The following is a 20,809-nucleotide window of genomic DNA, read 5'->3' as shown; positions in this document are numbered from 1 at the left end:
GAGTACCCCCTCAGGGGCGCGCGACCACATCGACGTGCGGCTCCGCCGCGGGGCGCGACGAGACCCCGCTCACCCGCACCCGCCCTGCGACCGCCTCACACCCTCATCGGCTGCGGAGCCTCACGCCGCGCCGGATCCGGACCGTCGTACTCCCGGATGACCTCGTACCGCGTGTTCCGCTCCACCGGCCGGAACCCCGCGTCCCGGATCAGGTCCAGCAGATCCTCGCGCGTCAGCTTGTTCGGCGTCCCGAAGTTGTCCGCGTCATGGGTGATCTTGTACTCGACGACCGAGCCGTCCATGTCGTCCGCGCCGTGCTGCAACGCCAGCTGCGCGGTCTGGACGCCGTGCATGACCCAGAAGACCTTGACGTGCGGGACGTTGTCGAACAGCAGCCGGGAGACGGCGAAGGTCTTCAGCGCCTCCGCGCCGGTCGCCATCTGCGTCCGGGCCTGGAGCCGGTTGCGGATCTTGCCGTCCTTCATGTCCACGAAGTCGTGCTGGTAGCGCAGCGGGATGAAGACCTGGAAACCGCCGGTCTCGTCCTGCAGCTCGCGCAGGCGCAGCACGTGGTCCACCCGGTGGCGGGGCTCCTCGATGTGCCCGTACAGCATGGTGCACGGGGTCTTCAGACCCTTCTCGTGCGCCAGGCGGTGGATGCGGGACCAGTCCTCCCAGTGGGTGCGGTGGTCCACGATGTGCTGCCGGACCTCCCAGTCGAAGATCTCGGCGCCGCCGCCGGTCAGCGACTCCAGCCCCGCGTCGATCAGCTCGTCGAGGATCTCGCTCGCGCTCAGCCCGCTGATCGTCTCGAAGTGGTGAATCTCCGTCGCCGTGAACGCCTTCAGCGAGACGTTCGGCAGGGCGGCCTTCAGCTCCCGCAGCGAGCGCGGGTAGTAGCGCCACGGCAGGTTCGGGTGCAGGCCGTTGACGATGTGCAGTTCGGTGAGGTTCTCCGACTCCATCGCCTTGGCGAGCTTGACCGCTTCCTCGATGCGCATCGTGTACGCGTCCTTCTCCCCCGGCTTGCGCTGAAAGGAGCAGTAGGCGCAGGACGCCGTGCACACGTTGGTCATGTTGAGGTGCCGGTTGACGTTGAAGTGCACGACGTCGCCGTTCTTGCGGGTGCGCACCTCGTGCGCGAGGCCGCCCAGCCACGCCAGGTCGTCCGACTCGTACAGCGCGATGCCGTCCTCGCGGGTCAGCCGCTCACCGGAGCGGACCTTCTCCTCCAGCTCGCGCTTGAGCCCGACGTCCATGCCAACACGCCCTTTCTACGACAGCTCGCCCCACGGTATCCCTAGACCTCTTCGGGCAGCTCTCCGACCCGGTTCTCCCACTTGGTGGACAGCACGATGGTGGTACGGGTCCGGGAGACGCCCTTGGTCCCGCTGAGCCTGCGGATGGTCTTCTCCAGGCCGTCCACGTCCGTCGCCCGCACCTTGAGCATGAACGAGTCGTCCCCGGCGATGAACCAGCAGTCCTCGATCTCGCTCAGGTCCTTCAGCCGCCGGGCCACGTCCTCGTGGTCGGCCGCGTCCGAGAGCGAGATGCCGATCAGCGCGGTGACGCCGAGGCCCAGCGAGGCGGCGTTCACGGTCGCGCGGTAGCCGGTGATGACGCCGGCCGCCTCCAGCCGGTTGATGCGGTCGGTGACGCTGGGTCCCGACAGACCGACGAGGCGCCCCAGCTCCGCGTAGGAGGCCCGGCCGTTCTCCCTCAGGGCCTGGATGAGCTGCCTGTCCACCGCGTCCATGCGATCGAAGCCTTCCGCTGAAAGTTCCCGAAGTGATGAGAGGTACTGCGACTTGCCGGGCTACTCGGCGTCCCCGCCGCCCAGTTCACCCTTCCAGCGCCGGTACAGACCGTGCTCGACGCCGGCCGCGTCCAGCACCCGCCCGGCGACGAAGTCCACCAGGTCCTGGATGTGGGTGGCGCCCGCGTAGAACCCCGGCGAGGCCGGTACGACGCTCGCGCCGGCGTCGTCCAGCGCGACGAGATGGCGCAGGGTCTGGCCGTTCAGCGGGGTCTCGCGGACGGCCACGACCAGCGGGCGGCGCTCCTTGAGGGTGACGCTCGCCGCCCGTTGCAGCAGATCCTTGGACAGCCCGAGCGCGACTCCGGCGACGCAGGCCGTCGAGGCGGGCACGATCAGCATGCCCTTGGTGCGGTACGAGCCCGAGGACGGCCCGGCCGCGAGGTCGCCCGCGCTCCAGTGCCGTACACCGGAGATGTCCGCGTCGAAGATTCCCGGCTTGCCGTCGGCCCCCAGGGACAGCCATTCCCGCAGGTCGTCCCGCCAGTGCGCGTCCCGGAAGGCGAGGCCGGTCTCGTCCAGCAGGGTCAGCCGCGAGGCCCGGCTGACGACCAGGTCGACGGCCTCGCCCGCGGCCAGCAGCGCGCGCAGCACGGCGGCCGCGTACGGCGTGCCGGATGCTCCCGACACCCCCACGATCCAAGGCGTGCGCTGCGATTCTCCTGCGTTCACATCTTGAGCGTACCGGTGGACGCGGCGGTCAGACGGTCAGCCCCCGCACCAGCAGGTCCAGCAGAGCGCACACGAACAGGGCGATGCCGATGAAGCCGTTGACGCTGAAGAAGGCCCGGTTGAGGCGGGAGAGGTCGTGCGGGCGGACGATGGAGTGCTCGTAGACGAAGGCGCCCGCGACGATCATCAGGCCGACCCAGAAGAAACCGCCCGCGTCGGTGGCGACGGCGTACCAGATCAGCAGGGCCATGGTCAGCGCGTGGCAGACGCGGGCGCCCCAGATCGCCGCCGGGATGCCGAAGCGCGCCGGCACCGACATCACGCCGATCTCGCGGTCGGTCTCCACGTCCTGGCAGGCGTAGATCAGGTCGAAGCCGCCGATCCAGATGCCGACGGCGAGGCCGAGGATCACCGCGTCCCAGGACCACTCGCCGCTGATCGCGAGCCAGCCGCCGACCGGGCCCATGGCCTGGGCGAGACCGAGGATGGCCTGCGGGAAGTTCGTGAACCGCTTGCCGTAGGGGTAGACCACCATCGGGATCACGGCGACGGGGGCGAGGGCCAGGCAGAGCGGGTTGAGCAGGGCCGCCGAGCCGAGGAAGACCACGACCGCGATCAGCGCGCCGGTCCAGGCGTGCCGGACCGACATGGCGCCGGTGACCAGCTCGCGGTGCGCGGTGCGCGGGTTCCTGGCGTCGATCTCCCGGTCGATGATCCGGTTCACGGCCATCGCGAAGGTGCGCAGGCCCACCATGCACACGGTCACCAGGAGCAGCCGGCCCCAGTGGATGTTGCGGTCCCACGCGAACATCGCGGTGAGCGCGGCGATGTAGGCGAAGGGCAGGGCGAAGACCGAGTGCTCGATCATCACCAGGCGCAGGAACGCCTTGGTGCGTCCTGGCTGCGGAATCGCGGCGGAGGCGCTGCTCACAGGCCGTACTCCTTCCACCGGCGGTCGACCTTCGCCGCCGTCTCGGGATCGGACAGGACCATGTCGGGCCAGCCGCCGTCGCGCGTGTAGCCCTCCTCGGGCCACTTCTTCGTCGCGTCGATGCCCGCCTTGCCGCCCCAGAACTGCTGGTAGGAGGCGTGGTCGAGGTGGTCGACGGGGCCTTCGACGACGCTCAGGTCACGGGCGTAGTCGGTGTTGCCCAGGGCCCGCCACGCGACCTCGTGCAGATCGTGGACGTCGCAGTCGGAGTCGACGACCACGATCAGCTTCGTCAGGGACATCATGTGTGCCCCCCAGATCGCGTGCATCACCTTCTGGGCGTGCTTCGGGTACTTCTTGTCGATCGAGACGATCGCGCAGTTGTGGAAGCCGCCCGCCTCGGGCAGGTGGTAGTCCACGATGTCCGGCACGATGATCTTCAGCAGGGGAAGGAAGAAGCGCTCCGTCGCACGACCCAGCGGTCCGTCCTCCGTCGGAGGGCGGCCTACGACGATCGACTGAAGCAGCGGCCGCCTGCGCATGGTGACGCAGTCGATCGTCAGGGCGGGGAACGGCTCCTGCGGGGTGTAGAAGCCGGTGTGGTCGCCGAAGGGGCCCTCGGGGCGCATCTCGCCGGGCTCCAGCCAGCCCTCCAGGACGACCTCCGCCTGCGCCGGCACCTGCAGCGGGACGGTCTTGCAGTCGACCATCTCGATCCGCTTGCCGGCGATGAACCCGGCGAAGAGGTACTCGTCGATGTCACCGGGCAGCGGCGCGGTGGAGGCGTACGTCACCGCCGGCGGGCACCCGAAGGCGATCGCGACCGGCAGCCGCTCGCCCCTGCGCGCCGCGACCTGGTAGTGGTTGCGGCTGTCCTTGTGGATCTGCCAGTGCATGCCGATGGTGCGCCGGTCGTGGCGCTGGAGGCGGTAGAGCCCGAGGTTGCGGATGCCGCTCTCGGGGTCCTTGGTGTGGGTCAGGCCCAGGTTGAAGAAGGAGCCGCCGTCCTTGGGCCAGGTGAACAGCGCCGGCAGGGCGTCGAGGTCGACGTCGTCCCCGGTGAGCACGACCTCCTGGACGGGCGCTTCCCTCACCTTCTTCGGCGGTACGTGCGTCATCGCGCCGAGCTTGCCGAACGCCTCGCGCACACCGACGAAGCCGTGCGGCAGCTCCGGCCTGAGCAGCCCGCCGATCTTCTCGGAGATCTCCGCGTACGACTTCAGGCCCAGGGCCTTCAGCAGCCGCCGGTCGGTCCCGAAGACGTTCATCGCGAGGGGCATCGCGGAGCCCTTCACGTTCTCGAACAGCAGCGCCGGTCCGCCGGACTTCTGCACCCGGTCGACGATCTCCCCGACCTCCAGATACGGGTCGACCTCGGCCTTGACGCGCTTGAGGTCGCCCTCGCGCTCCAGGGCCCGCAGCAGGGAGCGAAGATCGTCGTAAGCCATGCGTCCCAGTATCGGCCACCCGCTACCCTGACCCCGTCACCGGGGCCGTCCACCACGTCGGGGAGAGCACGCGAGCATGCTGAGGTATCTGCCGTTCCTGCTGGTCCTGGCGCTGTGGATCTACGCCTTCGTGGACTGCCTGAACACCCCGGAGGACGAGGTGCGGGGCATGCAGAAGGTGATGTGGGTGATCGTCATCCTGCTCTTCGGCGAGGTGCTGGTGGGCCCGGTCGCCTGGCTGGTCGCCGGCAAGAGGCGGCAGCCCCGGCAGCGGTGGGTCGCGCCGGACGACAACCCGGAGTTCCTGAAGTCGCTCAGGCCGGACGACCCGCGCACCGACTGAGGCGGCCGCCTACAGGTTGTACGTCGGCGAGGCCCCCGGAGCGGACAATGCGCCCCTGTGCCCGGACCGGCCGGAACCGGACACTTGGCTCGCATGACGACTGCACCCGCCGACTCCGCCGGCACCCTCGCCCCCGCCTACGGTGACAAGGTCATCGCCGTCGAGACGGCGGGATCCGAGCCCATTCCCGACGCCGAACGGCACGGCAGCCCGCTGCAGTTGCTGTGGACCTGGGCCTCCCCGAACATCGAGTTCGCGACCGTCTACATCGGCGTGATCGCGGTCCTCTTCTTCGGCCTGGGCTTCTGGGAGGCGACCGCCGCCATCGTGCTCGGCGCCGGTGTCGGCGCGCTCACCCAGGGCGTGCTGTCCCTGGACGGCCCCCGGTTCGGGGTGCCGCAGATGGTGATCGGGCGGTTCTCCTTCGGCTACCTCGGCAACATCCTGCCGTCCGCGGCCAACGGCCTGATCGCCGGCGTGGGCTGGTTCGCGGTGAACAGCGTGAGCGCGGCCTTCGCGCTCAACACGCTCACCGGCCTGCGTCCGCTGCCCTCCCTGCTGCTGGTCGTGGCCGCCGAGATCCTCATCGGCTTCATCGGCCACAACTTCGTGCACACCTTCGAGAAGTACGCCTTCCCGGCCCTCGCGGTGATCTTCCTGCTGGCCGGTGTGTGGACCGTGAAGGACGCGGACCTCTCCGCGGGCGGCTCGGGCGGCGGCGTCGGCGGGTTCCTGCTGGCGTTCAGCGCGGCCTGGGGCTACGCGGCGGGCTGGAACCCGTACGCCACGGACTACTCGCGCTACCTGCCTCGCACGGCGAGCCGGCTGAAGACGGTGGTGTACCCGGCGGTCGGCCTGTTCGTGTCCGTCTCCCTCGTCGCGGTCGTCGGCGCGGCCTCGGCGACCATCGTGGCCCCCGAGGACGCCACCCCCACGGCCGCCTTCACCGGTCACCTCCCCGGCTGGCTGGGCGACCTGGTGCTGCTCGCCATCATCCTCGGCGGTGTCTCCGCCAACGCCCTCAACATCTACTCGGGCGCGATCTCCATCGCCTCCTTCGGTCTGCGGCTGCCGGCCTGGCTGAGCCGTGGGGTGCTGGTCGTGGTCTCCGGGATCGCCGGTACGGCGGCGGCGTGGGCGTCGCTGTCCGACGCGGGGTCGGCGTACGAGGCGTTCCTGCTGGTCATCGCGTACTGGGTGGCGCCGTGGCTGGGAGTGGTGCTGGTGGAGCGGTGGCTGCAGGGCCGTACCGCGTCGGACGCGGAGCTGGCGGCCCGCCTGTCCGACCGCACCTTTACCAACTGGCCCGGTCTGGCCGCCCTGTTGGCGGGTGTGGCGGTGTCCGTCCCGCTCTTCTCCAACCAGGAGGACTTCGTGGGCTGGGTGCCCGAGCACCACCCGGCGTTCGGTGACATCACGCCGCTGGTCGGGTTCGCGGTGAGCGCGGTGCTGTACGCGGCGCTGCGCGGCCGGCGCGGCGACCGAGCCCCCGCGGTCGCTCCGGGGGCCTGACCCACGCGGGAATGGCCCCGGCGTCCGCGCGGTTCCCCCTGCCATCGGCACTCACGGAGGGAATGGTCGGCCATGCGCGCGGTGGAGTTCCAGGAGTACGGCGGTCCCGAGGTCCTGAAGGTGGTGGAGGCCGAGGTGCCCGCACCGGGCCCCGGCCAGGTGAGCGTGGACGTGGCCTACACGGGGGTCAACTTCGCCGATCTGAAGGCCCGTTCGGAGGGCTACCGGGTGCCGGCGCTGCCCTTCGTGCCGGGACTGGAGTTCTCCGGCCGGATCCGGGCGCTGGGCGAGGGCGTCACCGGGCTGGCCGTGGGCCAGGAGGTGACGGCGCTGACGCACGGCGGCGCCTACGCGGACGTCGTGGTCGCCGACACGGCGACGGTCTTCGCGGTGCCGGCCGGCCTCGACCTGCGCACGGCGGCCACGCTGCCCACGGTGCTGCCGACGGCGTACGCGCTGGTGCACGCGGTGGGCCGGCTCCAGCCGGGCGAGAGCGTGCTGGTGCAGGGCGCCGCGGGCGGGGTCGGCACGGCGGTGGGCCGGCTGGCGAAGGCGGCGGGCGCCGGGGCGGTGTTCGGCGTGGTGTCCTCGCCGGCCAAGGCGGAGTACGCGCGCGCCTACGGCTACGACGAGGTGTTCGTCGGCGACGACTTCGACACGGCGGTGCGTACGGCGACGGACGGCCGGGGTGTCGACCTCGCGCTCGACCCGGTCGGCGGAAAGACCTTCCGCCGCAGCCTGGCCTCCCTCGCGGTCTTCGGCCGGCTGGTCTCCTTCGGCAACGCCAGCTCGGCGCCGGCGTGGAGCGTGGGCCAGCCCGAGCTGTACCCGACCGGCGTCTCGGTCGCCGGGTTCTCGATCCTGACCCTGTCGAAGACGGCGCCGGAGCGGCTGCGCGCCCTGGCCGAGCGGGCCTTCGGCACGGTGGTCGACGGCACGGTGTCGCTGCCGGTCACGGCGGAGTTCGCGCTGGAGGAGGCGGCGGAGGCGCACCGGCTGATGGGAGCACGGACCAGCACGGGCAAGCTTCTGCTGCGGGTGGGCTCCGCGCACTGACGTCGCCGGCACGCCCCCGCTCCCCCTCCCCTCCCTCTCACCCGACGTCGGGCAGCTCGCTGGTGCAGGTCAGCGGGGTGTCGGTCGGCACCAGGCGTTCGACGGAGCCGGGGCGGCCGCCGGTGACGGCCAGCTGGGCGGGGGTGAGGTAGCCGATGAAGAGTTCGGTGTGCGCGGGCATCGCGTCGGGGAGGAAGTCGAAGACGACCTTGTCGTCGGCCACGCGCCGCCCCTTCATGACGTCCTCGACCCCGGCCCCGACGCCGGTGTCGGGCAGCGTGCCGTCGTCGTCCGGTCCCTTGCAGAACTCGCCGACCTTGACGAGCACCGGGAACCCGGCGTCCTGCAGCGCCTTCTGCAGTCCCGCGTGGTCGTCGAGGTAGGCCTGCTTGTCCCAGGTCACGCGCACCGCCCCGTTCGCGAGGCTGTCGACGGTGTACGCGGCGGTGCGGATGTGCACGGTGCCCGCGCCGGTGGCGTACGCGTCGGACGGCGGCGCCGTCGAGGGGTGACCGTAGCCCGGCACGCCGAGCGCGAGTCCGGCGGCGACGGCCGTGGCGCCGGCGCCGAGGGCGAGGCGCCGCCTGCGCCGCCGGGCGCGCGCGTCGGCGACGATCTGTTCGACGGGGGTGTCGAGGGTGACGGTGGCGAGGGACGCCCGCAGCGCGTCGAGGACGTCGGTGTCGTGTTCGCTCATGGTCCGGCCTCCGGGGTGACGAGGTGGCCGCGCAGGGTCGCGACGGCCCGGGACAGGTGGGCGGTGACCGTGCCCGGCGCGATGCCGAGGGCCTTCGCGGTGGCCTCGGTGTCGAGGTCGAGGAAGACCCGGAAGGCGATCACCTCCCGCTGGCGGCGCGGGAGCCGGCGCAGCAGCGCGAGCAGGGACGGGTCGAGCCGGGCGGCGGCGGCCGCGGGGGCCGCGGTGTCGTGCCCGTCGCCCAGGGCGACCTCGCGTCGTCTGCGCCGCCACCAGGAGATGCGGGTGTTGAGCGCCGTCCGCACGATCCAGGCCCTGGGCGCCGGGTGCCGGGCGACCTTCGGCCACGCCGCCCAGGCCCGCGTGTAGGCGTCGGCCACCAGGTCCTCGGCCAACTGCCGCTCCCCGACTGCGGCGAGCACGGCCCGCAGGCACACGTCCCGGCTGCTGCGGTAGAACTCCGCGAACTCCAGCTCCTTCACACCCCCTACACGCCCGGCGGCCGGGATCCGCTTACCCGCGGCCGGGCGCACCGGACGGCCCGGCGCCGCCAACTGGACAGAAAGCGGGGAAATTTGACACGGTGAGGCGCACCGACCCGTATTCGAACACGTGGTCGATGACGCCCCAGGGAGCCGTCATGTCCCTCTCCTTCTACGCCACCCACAGCACCTTCTGCGACCCCGGCGAACTCGCCGGTCTGTACGCCGGCCTGCCGCGCGACCCGGCCCGGCTCGCCCGTGTCGCACGGGACTTGCTGGTCCACCGCGTGGAGGGCCCGCTCTTCGGTCACACCCATCCCACCGCGCGTCTGCACAACGACGCCGAGACCCGCTATGTCGACGACATCCTGCGGATCGTCGTCGGCCGCGACGACGCCCCGCTGGACCGGCCGCGCGCGGTGGGCGACCGGTTCGTCGGCACCTGCCGGGACTTCGCCCTGCTGCACTGCTCGTTCCTGCGGCACCTGGGCGTCCCGGCCCGCATCCGCTCGGGCTTCGCCGACTACTTCGCCGACGACGGCTTCCACTTCGACCACGTGGTCACCGAGTACTGGGACGGCGAACGGGAACGCTGGCTGCTCGCCGACCCCCAGCTCACCGACCGCTACACCGTCGGCTTCGACCCGATGGACGTGCCCCGCGACCGCTTCGTCGTCGCGAGCGAGGTCTGGCGGGCCGTCCGCGCGGGCGAGGCCGACCAGCGCACGTTCGGTCTGCACCCGCCGGAGGAGGGCCCCTTCTGGGGCGAGCGGTTCATCGCCGGCAACATCCGGCTCGACCTGGCCATGCTGAACAAGGTCGAGACGCTGCTGTGGGACGTGTGGGGCGAGGACGAGGGCGAGTTCGGCACACCGCTGCCGGAGTCGTCGCGCGCGTTCTACGACCGTGTCGCCCCCGTCGTCAGCGGCGACGTCTCCTTCACCGCCGTACGGGAGCTGTTCACCGGGAACGACACCCTGCGCACCCCGCGCACGGTGACCTGCCACGCCCCCTTCAACGGCCCTCGCACCGTCACCCTGCGCCCCCTGGCCTAGGCCACCGTCCGCAGCCCCCGCACCTCGCCCGCCCCCATCCCGCGCACCACGCGGTGCGCGCACGCTGCCTGGAGCAGTTCGCCCAGCAGGTCGGGGTCGTCGATCTCCAGGCCGAGGAGGGACTCGATGCGTTCCAGGCGCTGGTAGAGGGACTGGCGGCCGATGTGCAGGAGGGCCGCGGTGCGGGTCGGGGAGCAGCCGTGGCGCAGGTGCACCTCCAGGGTGCGGACCAGGTCGCTGGGGTGGGCCGCCTCCCAGGCCAGCAGCGGGCCCAGCGTGTGCTGCACCAGGCGGGCGAGCCGGTCCCGGTTGGCGTCGACGCCGCCGCGGGTCAGCTCCCGTTCCAGGGCGAGCGCGCGGGCGGAGGTGACCAGCGGGCCGTCGGGGACGGCGGGCTCGGCGGCCGGCACGGTCAGCGCCAGCTCCAGCGTCGTACGGGCCGCGCGCAGGGTGTCGCTCCAGCGCAGCCAGCCGCCGCCGGCGTCGACGGCGTGCCCCACGGCGACGGTGAGCCCGGGGTCGGCCGCGGCCCGGAAGGTCTCCTGGACGGCGCGGATCGGGTCGCCGGTCCTGGTGGCGGGCAGCGCGAGCAGCGCCAGCACGTCCCCGGGGAACGCCGCCCGCAGCGCGCCCGCCCCGCCCAGCAGCCGGGCCGCCCGGTCCACCGCCCCCACCTCGCGCGTGCCGTGCACCGACACCCCGATCAGCCGCGCCCCGGGCCCCGGATGGAACCCGGCGAGCGCCGCACGCGCCTCCACCTCGGGCTGGTTGAGCGCCGCCCGGTCGGCCAGGTCGGCGAGGAGGGCGGCCGTGTGGTCCTCGCCCCACGGGCGGGGCACCGAGCGGCCCGACAGCCCGCGCGCGACGATCGCCCGGTTGGCCGCCTCGGTGATGCGGACGAAGGGCACCACCCGGTGCAGGGCGAGCAGCGGCAGGCCCAGCCGGCGGGCCTCGTCGGCGACCTCGGCGGGCATGTGCGGCAGGGACCGGCCGACCTCCACCGCGAGCCCGGCCGCACCGCGCGCGGCCAGCTCACGGACGTAGCGCCGGCGCACCCCCTCGTCGGCATCGGTCAGGCCGAAGCCGTTGGTGAGCAGCAGTTCCCCGCCGTCGAGGAAGTTGGCTCCCTCGTACACCTCGCTGGAGTGCACCCAGCGCACCGGGCGGTCCAGGGCGCCCTCGCCGGCCAGCAGCACGGGCTCGGAGGCCCGCACCGGGTCCAGGTCCAACACCTCGCGGAGGGTGAGTGCGGCCACGGGCACCTCCAGGGACAGCGCGTGGACAGTTCGTCCGGCGGCGGGTTGCCCGGAGAGTACTTTCCGCACGTTGCCCTGGTGTTTCGGCCACAGCAGAGTGAGACGTATGGATCTGGATCAGGCACGGGCGCGCACCTGGCTCGCCACCGCCGTCGCGGAGGCCCGCGCCGGTCTCGCCGAGGGCGGCATCCCGATCGGCGCCGCGCTGTACGGCGCCGACGGCACCCTCCTCGGCCGCGGCCACAACCGGCGCGTCCAGGACGGCGACCCCTCGATGCACGCGGAGACCTCCGCGTTCCGCGACGCGGGACGGCAGCGCTCCTATCGCGGGACGACGATGGTGACCACCCTCTCGCCGTGCTGGTACTGCTCCGGTCTGGTGCGCCAGTTCGGCATCTCCCGGGTGGTGATCGGCGAGGCGGCCACCTTCCACGGCGGCCACGACTGGCTGGCCGAGCACGGCGTGGAGATCGTCCTGCTGGACGACCCCGAGTGCGTCGGCATGATGCGCGACTTCGTCAAGGACCATCCGGCACTGTGGAACGAGGACATCGGTGAGTGACCCCCGCATCCCCACGATCGACCTGAAGCCCTGGCTCGACGGCGACGAGCAGACCCGCGGGGACATCGCCCGCACGGTCGACGAGGCCCTGCAGACCGCCGGGTTCCTGCTGGTCACCGGGCACGGCGTCGAGGCGTCCCTGCGCGCCCGCATCCGGGCCGCGGCCCGCGCCTTCTTCACCCTGCCCGCCGAGGTGAAACAGCCGTACGCCGCGCGGGTCGGCGGGCGCGGCTGGCTGGGGCCCGGGGCGGAGGCGAACGGCTATTCCGAGGGCACGCAGACCCCGCCCGACCTGAAGGAGTCGCTCACCTTCGCGACGCACGAGCCGTTCGAGGACCCGGTGGTCAACGCGGAGTGGTACGCGCCGAACGTGTGGCCCGCCGAGGTCCCCGAACTGCGGCCATTGTGCGAGGAGTACCTGGACAGGATGGCCGGGCTGGAGAAGCGGCTGCTCGCCCTGCTCGGGGAGGCCCTCGGCCTCGGACCCGACTTCTTCTCCCGGCACATGGACCATCCGACCTACGGCTTCAACATCAACTGGTACCCGGGCGTGGAGGTCGTCGGCGCCCCGGAGCCCGGCCAGTTCCGCATCGGCCCGCACACCGACTTCGGCACGGTCACGATCCTCGACCGGCAGGCCGGCAAGGGCGGGCTGCAGGTCTACACGGACCAGGGCGGCTGGGAGGACGCCCCTTACGATCCGGACGCCTTCACCATCAACATCGGTGACCTGATGGCCCGTTGGACCGGCGACCGCTGGCGCTCCGGCCGCCACCGGGTCCTGCCCCCGCCCGCGGACGCGCCCGCCGAGGAGCTGATGTCCCTCGTCTACTTCGGCGAGTGCACCCCGGGCACCCGCGTGGAGTCCGTCCCCGCCCCGGTCGGCCGGGTGGCGTACGAGCCCGTCGACTCCCACACGTACCTGCGCGCCAAGCTCGACTCGATCACCGTCGGCTGAGCCCCCGGGGGCTTTCGGCCCTCCAGGACGTCGCTGAGGCGTCGGAAGCGATCCCGCCAGGCCGCCTCCGACGCCCGTGCTCGCCGTCGCGTTCCAGGTGGAAGCGGACCCGCCGTCCCCGACGGTGTACTCGGCGAGCCGGTCCACGTACCACCCGGTGACCTGCCCCGGCGGCTCAGACGCCCGCGTACGAGTGCTTGCCGGAGACGAAGATGTTGACGCCGTAGTAGTTGAACAGCCAGCAGCCGAACGCGATCAGCGCGAGGTAGGCGGCCTTGCGGCCCTTCCAGCCGGCCGTGGCGCGGGCGTGCAGGTAGCCGGCGTAGGCGACCCAGGTGATGAACGCCCAGGTCTCCTTGGGGTCCCAGCCCCAGTAGCGGCCCCAGGCCGACTCGGCCCAGATCGCGCCCGCGATGATCGTGAACGTCCACAGCGGGAAGACGGCCGCGTTGATGCGGTACGAGAACTTGTCCAGCGAGGACGAGGCGGGCAGCCGCTCCAGGAACGACGTGGCGAAGCGGCCGGGCGTGCCGCCGTTCTCCAGCTTCGTCTCGTAGGAGTCCTTGAACAGGTACAGCAGCGTGCCGACCGCGCCCACGTAGAAGACCGCGCCGCACAGGATCGCGGTGGAGACGTGGATGTAGAGCCAGTACGAGTGCAGCGCCGGCACCAGCTGGTCGCTGGCGGTGTACAGGACGGTGACGGCGATGCCGAGGTCGAGCAGGACCGTCGTGACCAGGAACAGGCCGAGCCAGCGGACGTTCTTCCTCAGCACGAGCAGCGTCAGGAACACGGTGACGGCGACGGCCGAGAAGGTGATGTTGAACTCGTACATGTTGCCCCACGGCGCCCGCTCCACGGACGCGGCCCGGGCGATCACCCCGCCGAGGTGCACGAGGTAGGCGAGTACGGTGAGCGAGACGGCGATCCGTCCGTAGAGGTCGCCCTGCTCGTCCCCGCCGTGCGCCCCGGGCCCGTCGGGCACGTCCCGGGAGCCGGCCGAGGAGCGCACGACCACCTCGGGCCGCTCCAGCACGGCGGTCCCGCCGGCCTTCTTCACGGTGACGGCCGGCGCCCTGCCCCGGTCCTTCTGGGCGGTCAGCGCGGCGGCCGTGCGGCCGATCCTGCTGCGGCTGCCGAAGATCCATTCGGTGATGTACGCCAGGAAGGCCAGTGTGTAGACGGCCATCGCGGAGTAGATCAGCGTGTTGCTGATGTTCGCGAGGTGCTCGTTGGTGGCGGCGGCGAGAGTCGTCGCGGTATCGGGGGTCACTGCTTGTCAGCCCCTTCGGCAGGTACGACGTGGGGGTCGGGCGATTCTGCGGGGTCGTCGGGGTCGGGTGCCCCCGGCGCCTGGTCGTAGAGGATCCCGGCGAGGTCGCCGAGCTCCTCGGGCACCTTGGCGGACTCGCTGCGGCCGAGGCCGGCCATCTCGACGACCGTGACGCCGTCGGGGCCCTCGGTCGCGCGCACCCACACCCGGCGGCGCTGGATGAACAGGGAGGCGGCGAGGCCGAAGATGGCGGTGAGGGAACCGGCGAGCGCCCAGTCGGTGCCGGGCTGGCGGACGACCTGGAAGTTCGCCCACTGCTTGGTGCCCTCGTAGGTGATCGAGCCGGCGCCGTTCGGCAGCTTCATGGTCTGGCCGGGCTTCAGGTTCGCCCGCAGCGCCTGGCCCTTGGCGTCCTTGTAGGCCTTCATGTTGGTCTTGTCGAGCTGGTAGACGCTCTGCGGGATGCCCGCGTCGACGCCGAGGTCGCCGTGGTAGGCGGCCAGGTTCAGCACCGGGTTGTCCAGCCCCGGGAAGGTCGAGGCGGTCTCGCTGCCCTTGGTGTACGTCGGCAGGAAGAAGGCCTGGAAACCGAGCTGTTCGCGCACGCCCTGGGCGTTGCGGTAGCCGTCCATGACCTTGATCGCGCCGGAGGAGGTGACGTTGGAGTCCAGCGGGAGCAGGGGGACGGCCTCGCGGTAGACGACGTTGCCCTTGCCGTCGCGGACGGTGACGACGGGGGCGTAGCCGTGGGCGGTGAGGTAGACGTTCGAGTCGCCGATGGACAGCGGCTCGTTGACCTTGATGGTGCGCTTCTCGTCCTTGCCGTAGGCGCCGACGCTGTAGGTGACGTCGGCCTGGTAGGTGCGCGCGGTGCCGCGATTGGGGCCGGAGGTCTCGTAGGTGCCGGTGAACTTGTCCAGGGTGAAGCTGAACGGGTCCAGGTCGTCCTGGGTGAAGAGGTTGCCGGACTTGAAGTCGTCGTACTGGGTGAGGGTGTTGGAGAAGCCGTCGCCCTCGACGATCAGCTTGTTGCCCTCGGACTTGAACAACTGGCCCCAGGCGAAGGCGACCAGCATCACGATCAGCGCGATGTGGAAGGCGAGGTTGCCGATCTCGCGCAGGTAGCCCTTCTCGGCGGCGACCGCGTCACCGGCGAGGTGGGCCCGGAAGCGGCGCTTCCGCAGCAGCGTGAGCGCGGCCTCGCGGACCTGCTCGGGCCGGGCCTCGGTGCGCCAGGTGGTGTAGGCGGGCAGCCGGGTCAGGCGCCTGGGCGCGCCCGGCGGGCGGCCGCGCAGCTGGCCCACGAACTGCCAGGTGCGGGGCACGATGCAGCCGATGAGCGAGACGAACAGCAGGATGTAGATCGCGGAGAACCACACCGAGCTGTAGACGTGGAAGAGGCCGAGCCGGTCGTAGACCGGCGACAGGAGCGTGTGCGCCTTGCGGAAGTCGGCGACCTTGGTGGCGTCGATGCCGGTCTGCGGGATGAGCGAGCCGGGGATCGCGCCGAGCGAGACGAGCAGGAGCAGCAGCAGCGCGACCCGCATCGAGGTGAGCTGGCGCCAGAACCAGCGGGCCCAGCCGATGACGCCCATGGCGGGCACGGCCGGCAGCTCCTCCCTGGGCGCGGTGGACAGCTGGGAGCCGGCGGCGCCCAGGTCCTGGTCCTCGCCCGCGGGCGGATGCTCGGCGGGGGCGTTGTCGGTTGTGGTCTTGCTCATCGATCAGATCCCCACAGTGAAGCCGTTGGACCAGGTCTGCATCTCCTGCACCAGACGGTCCCAGGCGCCGGTCAGCAGCAGCACCCCGGTCAGGATCATCATGGTGCCGCCGATGCGCATCACCCAGACATAGTGGCGCTTGACCCAGCCGAAGGCGCCGAGGGCCTTGCGGAAGGCGACCGCGGCCAGCACGAAGGGCACACCGAGTCCGAGGCAGTAGGCGACGGTCAGGAGGGCGCCGCGGCCCGCGCTGCCCTGGTCCTGGGAGAGGATCAGCACGGAGGAGAGGGTGGGCCCGATGCAGGGCGTCCAGCCGATGCCGAACAGCGCGCCGAGCAGCGGAGCGCCGAGCAGGCCGGTCACCGGCCGCTTGTGCAGACGGAACTCACGCTGGGTCATCCACGGCATCAGCCCCATGAAGAACACGCCCATGAGGACCATGAGCACGCCCAGCACCTTGGAGGTGACGCTCTTGTGCTGCTGGAGCGTGTCGCCGAAGTAGCCGAACAGGGCCCCGCTGGAGACGAAGACGGCGGTGAAGCCGAGGACGAACAGGGAGGCGCCGGCGACCATCCGCCCGCGCCGGGCCTCGGCCAGGTCGGTGCCGGTGACGCCGGTGACGTAGCTGAGGTAGCCGGGGACGAGGGGCAGCACGCACGGCGAGAAGAAGGAGACGAGTCCGCCGAGCAGGGCGATGGGCAGCGCGACGAGGAGGGCGCCGTTGAGCACGGTGCCGTTGTAGCCCGTCTCGGCGAGCGTGGTGACCGGCGTCACGTCACTTCTCCGCGAGGACCGGAGCGAGCATCTTGCGCAGCTTCTCCTCGCTGAGCGCCTGGAGCGTGCGCGCGGCGATCCTGCCCTCGCGGTCGATGACCAGCGTGGAGGGGATGGCCTGCGGGTTGAGGGTGCCCTTCTTGAAGCGGAGGATCAGCTTGCCCGTCGGGTCGTACAGGCTCGGGTAGCTGACGCCGTACTCCTTCTCGAAGGCCCTGGCCGGACCGGTGGAGGTGTCGCGGGTGTTGATGCCGACGAACTGGACGCCCCGGCCCTTGACGTCCTGGTAGACCTTCTCGAAGTTCTTGGCCTCGGCGCGGCACGGCGGGCACCAGGAGCCCCACACGTTCAGGACGACGATCTTGCCCTTGTAGGCGGCGACGTCGAGCTGCTGCCCGTCGACGGTCTTGCCGGACAGGTCGGGCGCGTCGGCCCGGTCGCCCTTCTTCACGGTGGAGATGCCGTCGGCCCCGGTGACGAAGTTGGTGTCGCCCGAGCCGCCGGAGGTGCCCCCTGAACCACACGCGGACAGGGTCAGCGCGGCGGCCGCGGTCACGACGGAGAGCGTGACGGCACGGCTACGGTTCGAGCGCAGGGGGGCGCGGCTGGCGGCACTCATGTGAAAAGTTTCGCATGTCCGTTCCGGGGATCTTGCGCACCCCCCTCATGGGCGCCTTGCGGGCACGAATGCGCATTTCAGGCGGCCTGTCCGGAGGCGGTCGAGGTGTCCTTGAGGAACTCCTTCCAGCCACCCACCGGCTGCTGCCCGACGTCCAGCGTGCGGAGCCTGGCGAGCACCTCCGGCTTCTGTACGTCCATCCAGTCGACGAACTGCCGGAAGGAGACCAGCCGTACGTCCGCGCCCTTCTCCCTCTCCCGCGCGATGTGCTTGAGGGCCTCCTCGACGGCGTCCATGTAGATGCCGCCGTTCCAGTGCTCGAAGTGGTTGCCGACGAAGAAGGGGGCGCGGTTGGTCTCGTAGGCCCGCTGGAAGCCCGCGATGTAGGCCTGCGCGGACTGGGTGCGCCAGGCCGGGTGGTTGTAGGCGGGCGCGTTGGTGGAGTTGACGGACTGGTTGGCGAGCATGTTGTAGTCCATCGACAGCACCTCGAAGGAGCGTCCCGGGAACGGGATCTGCTGCAGGGGCAGGTCCCACAGCCCCTGCTTCTTCTCCGGCCAGACCTGGCGGCCGCCGGGCGAGGAGGCGTCGTAGCGCCAGCCGAGCTCCTTGGCGGTGGGCAGCAGGTTGTCCTGGCCGAGCAGGCAGGGCGTGCGGCCGCCGACGAGTTCCTTGTCGTAGTCGAAGGGCAGGGAGGGCAGGTCGGTCCAGCCGGTGTTGGTGCGCCACTGTTTCACGAAGGACTTGGCCTGCTGGATCTCGTCGCGCCACTGCGCGGGCGTCCAGTTGCCGACGGTGCCGTAGCCGCCGCAGAAGTGGCCGTTGAAGTGGGTGCCTATCTCGTGTCCGTCGAGCCAGGCGCGGCGCACGTTGGTCAGGGTGGCCTTGATGTGCTCGTCGGTGAGGTAGCCGATGTCGGAGGCGCCGCGCGGGTTGTTGGGCGGGTTGTAGAGGCGCTTCTTCGACTCGGGCAGCAGGTAGAGCCCGGAGAGGAAGAAGGTCATGTGCGCGCCGTGGTCCCTGGCGAGGTCGAGGAAGCGGGGGAAGAGGCCGGTGCCGACCTCGCCGGCGCCGTCCCAGGAGAAGACCACAAACTGCGGCGGGGTCTGGCCGGGCTCCAGCGGCTCGGGGCGCTCCGGCTGGTGGGGCTGCTTGCCGGTGTAGGAGGTCGAGCCGTCGCCGAGGGGGCGGGCGAGCGGACGGGCCGGGGTCCTGGCGGAACCGCGGGCGTGGGTGGATCCGTCTGACGGCCTGAGGGTGCCGCAGCCGGCGAGTCCGGCGGCGGCCGCGGCACCCGCGCCGAGACCGAGCATTCCCCTGCGAGTGAGAGCGCGCATTCCATCCCCGATTCGTCATGTGCTCTGGCGGTCACCCAGTCAGAGGACATGACGAACGGGGAGGTTCCTCTCGAAGGCCCCGATCTCGCGACGAATGTCACGAACGTGTCATAGGACACAACGGGGACGTCCGCGCGGGTCGGCTCAGGCTCCGAAGGCCTTGCTGTTGCCCTTGCCCTGCACCGGCCGGGCGCCGGCCCGCAGGTGCGCGGGGACGAGGTCGACGGCGGGCTCGGAGTAGCCCACGGACACGATCTTGTCGCCCTGGTAGGTGAAGGACGTCAGCGAGGCGAGCGTGCACTGCCGCTTGCGCGGGTCGTGCCACAGCCGCCGCCGCTCGACGTACGACCGCACGGTCCAGATCGGCAGCTGATGGCTGACCAGCACGGCCTCGTGCCCCCGCGCCCGGTCCCTGGCCGCGTCCAGCGCCTGCATCATGCGCACGACGATGTCGACGTACGGCTCGCCCCAGGACGGCTTGAAGGGGTTGACGAGGTACTTCCAGTTGGCGGGCCGGCGCAGCGCCCCGTCGCCGACGCCGAAGGTCTTGCCCTGGAAGACGTTGTCGGCCTCGATGAGCCGCGCGTCGGTGGCGAGGTCGAGGCCGTGGGCCTTGGCGATCGGCGTGGCCGTCTCCTGGGCCCGCTCCAGCGGGGAGGCGCAGACGTACGTGACGTCCCGCGACGCCAGGTGCCCCGCGACCCGGTCGGCCATCTGCCGCCCCAGCTCCGACAGGTGGTAGCCGGCGAGCCGGCCGTAGAGGACGCCGTCCGGGTTGGCCACCTCGCCGTGCCGCATGAGGTGGACGACGGTCAGCTCGCCGTTGGTGGTCTGCTCGCTCATGCCGCCGTGGCCTCCGCCGCCGCTCGGGCCGCCGCCGGGAGGGCGTCGGCGATGCGCTGCACGGCCTGCTCGTCGTGGGCCGTGGACACGAACCAGGACTCGAAGGACGAGGGCGGCAGGTAGACGCCCTGCGCCAGCATCGAGTGGAAGAACGCGGTGAAGCGGAAGGACTCCTGCCGCTTGGCGTCCTCGTAGTCGCGCACGTCCCGGTCGGTGAAGAAGACGGAGAACATGTTGGAGGCGTTCTGCAGCCGGTGCGCGACGCCCTCCTTGCTCAGCGCCTCGGTCACCAGCGACCGGATCTGCTCCGACACGGCGTTGACCGTGTCGTAGGCGGCGTCGTCCAGGAGCCGCAGCTGGGCGAGGCCGGCCGCGGTGGCGACGGGGTTGCCGGAGAGGGTGCCGGCCTGGTAGACGGGCCCGGCGGGGGCGAGGTGCGCCATGACGTCCGCCCGCCCGCCGAAGGCCGCGGCCGGGAACCCGCCGCCCATGACCTTGCCGAAGGTCATCAGGTCGGGCCGGACCCCGTCGATCCCGTACCACCCGGCCCGGCTGGTGCGGAAGCCGGTCATGACCTCGTCGGAGATGTAGAGGGCGCCGTTCTTCGAGCACGCGTCCTTCAGCCCCTGGTTGAAGCCGGGCCGGGGCGGCACGACGCCCATGTTGCCGGGCGAGGCCTCGGTGATCACGCAGGCGATCTCGCCGGGGTGCCGGTGGAAGGCCTCGTTCACCGCCTCCAGGTCGTTGTACGGCAGCACGATGGTGTCGCCGGCCTGGGCGCCGGTGACGCCGGGGGTGTCGGGCAGGGCGAAGGTGGCGACGCCGGAGCCGGCCGAGGCGAGCAGCGAGTCGACGTGACCGTGGTAACAGCCGGCGAACTTGATCACCTTGGGCCGCCGGGTGAAGCCGCGGGCGAGCCGGATGGCGGACATGGTGGCCTCGGTGCCGCTGCTGACCAGCCGCACCTGGTCGACCGGCTCGACCCGGGCGACGATCTCCTCGGCGAGCGCGACCTCGCCCTCGCCCGGGGTGCCGAAGGAGGTGCCGCGGGAGACGGCCTCCTGGACGGCGGCGATGACCTCGGGGTGCGAGTGCCCGAGGATCATCGGCCCCCAGGAGCACACCAGGTCGACGTACTCACGCCCGTCGGCGTCGGTGAGGTAGGCCCCCTTCCCCGACACCATGAACCGGGGCGTGCCGCCCACGGCGCGGAAGGCGCGCACCGGGGAGTTCACGCCGCCGGGGGTGACGGCCGCGGCACGGTCGAACAGGGCCTGCGAGGCAGGCGCATCGTATGAATAAGGCATTTCGCTCATGAGCAGCGACGTCTCCGACCTCTCCGACCTCTCAGTGACCTTCTCAGGGTAGGCGGAGCCCGCCACCGGTCCGACAAACACGTGGTCGAACCGCCGCCATCTGAGAGACTGGTGCCGGTACACGCAGCTCATCCGGCA

The 20,809-nt window shown here is 71.4% G+C and carries 21 protein-coding genes; 6 read left to right on the top strand and 15 right to left on the bottom strand.

From position 1 onward, the window contains the following. Nucleotides 1–95: 95 nt before the first annotated feature. The 5 genes from mqnE to ACYF6T_RS31865 are packed head-to-tail and all read right to left on the bottom strand — an operon-like array spanning nucleotide 96 to nucleotide 4,867. Entirely contained in the window at nucleotides 96–1,259 is a 1,164-nt protein-coding gene (gene mqnE / locus ACYF6T_RS31885) for an aminofutalosine synthase MqnE (RefSeq protein WP_461700821.1), read from the bottom strand. Between the two features lie 41 nt (nucleotides 1,260–1,300). Further along, nucleotides 1,301–1,756: an Lrp/AsnC family transcriptional regulator gene (locus ACYF6T_RS31880; RefSeq protein ID WP_461700820.1), complete on the bottom strand. Its 456-nt coding sequence runs from the start codon at nucleotides 1,754–1,756 to the stop codon at nucleotides 1,301–1,303. A gap of 60 nt (nucleotides 1,757–1,816) precedes the next feature. Then, nucleotides 1,817–2,488, bottom strand: a complete 672-nt coding sequence (locus ACYF6T_RS31875; RefSeq protein ID WP_461700818.1) for a UbiX family flavin prenyltransferase — start codon at nucleotides 2,486–2,488, stop codon at nucleotides 1,817–1,819. A 28-nt stretch (nucleotides 2,489–2,516) separates the two neighbouring features. After that, nucleotides 2,517–3,419 (bottom strand): menaquinone biosynthesis prenyltransferase MqnP, encoded by a 903-nt coding sequence (gene mqnP, locus ACYF6T_RS31870; protein ID WP_461700816.1) that lies wholly within the window; start codon nucleotides 3,417–3,419, stop codon nucleotides 2,517–2,519. After that, a complete protein-coding gene (locus ACYF6T_RS31865; RefSeq protein ID WP_461700814.1) occupies nucleotides 3,416–4,867 on the bottom strand; it encodes a menaquinone biosynthesis decarboxylase in 1,452 nt (483 codons plus the stop codon). The genes mqnP and ACYF6T_RS31865 overlap by 4 nt, the downstream gene beginning before the upstream one ends. Before the next feature lie 76 nt (nucleotides 4,868–4,943). Here ACYF6T_RS31865 and ACYF6T_RS31860 point away from each other — a divergent pair, with 76 nt between their 5' ends. The 3 genes from ACYF6T_RS31860 (at nucleotide 4,944) to ACYF6T_RS31850 (ending at nucleotide 7,778) form a co-directional block, all read left to right on the top strand. Then, nucleotides 4,944–5,210, top strand: coding sequence for a PLD nuclease N-terminal domain-containing protein (locus ACYF6T_RS31860; protein ID WP_461700812.1), 267 nt, complete (start codon nucleotides 4,944–4,946; stop codon nucleotides 5,208–5,210). Between the two features lie 93 nt (nucleotides 5,211–5,303). Next, entirely contained in the window at nucleotides 5,304–6,722 is a 1,419-nt protein-coding gene (locus ACYF6T_RS31855) for a purine-cytosine permease family protein (protein WP_461700811.1), read from the top strand. A gap of 72 nt (nucleotides 6,723–6,794) precedes the next feature. After that, a complete protein-coding gene (locus ACYF6T_RS31850; RefSeq protein ID WP_461700809.1) occupies nucleotides 6,795–7,778 on the top strand; it encodes a quinone oxidoreductase family protein in 984 nt (327 codons plus the stop codon). A 37-nt stretch (nucleotides 7,779–7,815) separates the two neighbouring features. Here ACYF6T_RS31850 and ACYF6T_RS31845 read toward each other — a convergent pair whose 3' ends face one another. Further along, on the bottom strand, nucleotides 7,816–8,475 hold the full coding sequence (locus ACYF6T_RS31845; RefSeq protein ID WP_461700808.1) for a hypothetical protein: 660 nt from the start codon (nucleotides 8,473–8,475) through the stop codon (nucleotides 7,816–7,818). After that, entirely contained in the window at nucleotides 8,472–8,957 is a 486-nt protein-coding gene (locus tag ACYF6T_RS31840; RefSeq protein ID WP_461700806.1) for a sigma-70 family RNA polymerase sigma factor, read from the bottom strand. Before ACYF6T_RS31840 ends, ACYF6T_RS31845 begins: the two co-directional genes overlap by 4 nt. A 158-nt stretch (nucleotides 8,958–9,115) precedes the next feature. On the opposite strand from ACYF6T_RS31840, the gene ACYF6T_RS31835 reads away from it, so the two are divergent. After that, a complete protein-coding gene (locus ACYF6T_RS31835; RefSeq protein ID WP_461700804.1) occupies nucleotides 9,116–10,012 on the top strand; it encodes a transglutaminase-like domain-containing protein in 897 nt (298 codons plus the stop codon). Here ACYF6T_RS31835 and ACYF6T_RS31830 read toward each other — a convergent pair. Further along, nucleotides 10,009–11,268, bottom strand: coding sequence for a PucR family transcriptional regulator (locus tag ACYF6T_RS31830; protein ID WP_461700803.1), 1,260 nt, complete (start codon nucleotides 11,266–11,268; stop codon nucleotides 10,009–10,011). The genes ACYF6T_RS31835 and ACYF6T_RS31830 overlap by 4 nt on opposite strands. 106 nt (nucleotides 11,269–11,374) lie before the next feature. On the opposite strand from ACYF6T_RS31830, the gene ACYF6T_RS31825 reads away from it, so the two are divergent. Both ACYF6T_RS31825 and ACYF6T_RS31820 read left to right on the top strand, forming a co-directional pair. Further along, the gene (locus tag ACYF6T_RS31825) at nucleotides 11,375–11,830 is read left to right on the top strand and encodes a nucleoside deaminase (protein WP_461700802.1); all 456 of its coding nucleotides are present in this window, start codon (nucleotides 11,375–11,377) and stop codon (nucleotides 11,828–11,830) included. After that, complete coding sequence (locus ACYF6T_RS31820; protein WP_461700800.1) at nucleotides 11,823–12,788, top strand: isopenicillin N synthase family dioxygenase; 966 nt, start codon at nucleotides 11,823–11,825, stop codon at nucleotides 12,786–12,788. Before ACYF6T_RS31825 ends, ACYF6T_RS31820 begins: the two co-directional genes overlap by 8 nt. Before the next feature lie 175 nt (nucleotides 12,789–12,963). On the opposite strand, the gene ccsB is transcribed toward ACYF6T_RS31820, so the two are convergent. The 7 genes from ccsB to hemL form a co-directional block, all read right to left on the bottom strand. Further along, entirely contained in the window at nucleotides 12,964–14,061 is a 1,098-nt protein-coding gene (ccsB, locus tag ACYF6T_RS31815; protein ID WP_461700799.1) for a c-type cytochrome biogenesis protein CcsB, read from the bottom strand. Further along, entirely contained in the window at nucleotides 14,058–15,782 is a 1,725-nt protein-coding gene (resB, locus tag ACYF6T_RS31810) for a cytochrome c biogenesis protein ResB (protein WP_461700798.1), read from the bottom strand. Before resB ends, ccsB begins: the two co-directional genes overlap by 4 nt. Before the next feature lie 3 nt (nucleotides 15,783–15,785). Next, a complete protein-coding gene (locus ACYF6T_RS31805) occupies nucleotides 15,786–16,556 on the bottom strand; it encodes a cytochrome c biogenesis CcdA family protein (protein ID WP_461700797.1) in 771 nt (256 codons plus the stop codon). A 1-nt stretch (nucleotide 16,557) separates the two neighbouring features. Further along, nucleotides 16,558–17,175 carry a TlpA family protein disulfide reductase gene (locus ACYF6T_RS31800; RefSeq protein ID WP_461700796.1) on the bottom strand — a complete coding sequence of 206 codons (618 nt, stop codon included), beginning with the start codon at nucleotides 17,173–17,175 and terminating at the stop codon, nucleotides 16,558–16,560. A 77-nt stretch (nucleotides 17,176–17,252) separates the two neighbouring features. Continuing rightward, complete coding sequence (locus tag ACYF6T_RS31795) at nucleotides 17,253–18,512, bottom strand: polysaccharide deacetylase family protein (RefSeq protein WP_461700794.1); 1,260 nt, start codon at nucleotides 18,510–18,512, stop codon at nucleotides 17,253–17,255. Nucleotides 18,513–18,656: 144 nt separating this feature from the next. After that, on the bottom strand, nucleotides 18,657–19,355 hold the full coding sequence (locus tag ACYF6T_RS31790) for a histidine phosphatase family protein (RefSeq protein ID WP_461700792.1): 699 nt from the start codon (nucleotides 19,353–19,355) through the stop codon (nucleotides 18,657–18,659). Next, nucleotides 19,352–20,671, bottom strand: coding sequence for a glutamate-1-semialdehyde 2,1-aminomutase (gene hemL, locus ACYF6T_RS31785; RefSeq protein WP_461700791.1), 1,320 nt, complete (start codon nucleotides 20,669–20,671; stop codon nucleotides 19,352–19,354). The genes ACYF6T_RS31790 and hemL overlap by 4 nt, the downstream gene beginning before the upstream one ends. Nucleotides 20,672–20,809 lie beyond the last annotated feature (138 nt).

It is taken from the genome of Streptomyces sp. 7R007 (assembly GCF_054850255.1).
The sequence above is the reverse complement of the archived record's forward strand: the minus strand, read 5'-3'. Positions and strand labels throughout refer to the sequence as shown.